Consider the following 650-nt stretch of genomic DNA (forward strand, 5'->3'; position numbering starts at 1 on the left):
GAAGCGCCAGCTGAGCTGGGTCTCCAGCGACCGCCCCCCGAGAAGCGGGTAGAGCCGCCCGCTTTCCTCCCAGAGGCCGCCCTCGTTGCGGACCTGCACCGTGGTCCGGCGAAAGACCACCGCCGAAAAGCCGCTTCGGCCCAGGTGGCGCAAGGGCTCCATCAGCAACGCCCAGGTCTTGCCCCCGCCCGCCGCGCCGCCATAGGCGGCGATGTCGGCCGGGCTGGCCAGGAACAGCGACTGCGGGCCCGACTGCGGGCGGATGACGTCGGTGTGGCGATCTGCACGTCCGATGATGCCGACCTCCCTCAACTCTTGTCGTCGTCGCGTCCGTTCTCGGGCAGGGCGAAGACCACCACGGCGCCTGGCGCGCCCTTGGCGCCGGTCTCGACCTTGACCGCGTCGCCATACTTGCGCGGCGCCAGGCGCGCCGCCGCCCACTTGCGGGCGTCGATCCGCAGGCGGTCGCGGGCGGCGTCGCCGCTCGAATCCGCGCCGTCGGCGATGTCTACGATCTCGTCGGCGAGGGCGTCGGCCTGAGCTTCCCGGGCGCGAGCGTACTGCTCGGCGAAGGCGGCGTCGGCCGCCAGCCAGGCGAACACGGTGCTGGCCGCCGGCATCTGCGGATCACGGCAGACGCTTCTCAGGCT

General features: G+C 72.5%; 2 pseudogenes. Both read right to left on the reverse strand.

The features are described from left to right. A pseudogene (locus DNK89_RS23515) lies at positions 1–312 on the reverse strand (terminase family protein); the annotation flags it as partial. Then, positions 309–650: pseudogene (locus tag DNK89_RS24445) on the reverse strand (hypothetical protein); the annotation flags it as partial. The pseudogenes DNK89_RS23515 and DNK89_RS24445, both read right to left, overlap by 4 nt.

The sequence above is a fragment of the Acidovorax sp. ST3 genome, assembly GCF_003231145.1.
Lineage (GTDB): Bacteria > Pseudomonadota > Gammaproteobacteria > Burkholderiales > Burkholderiaceae_C > Acidovorax.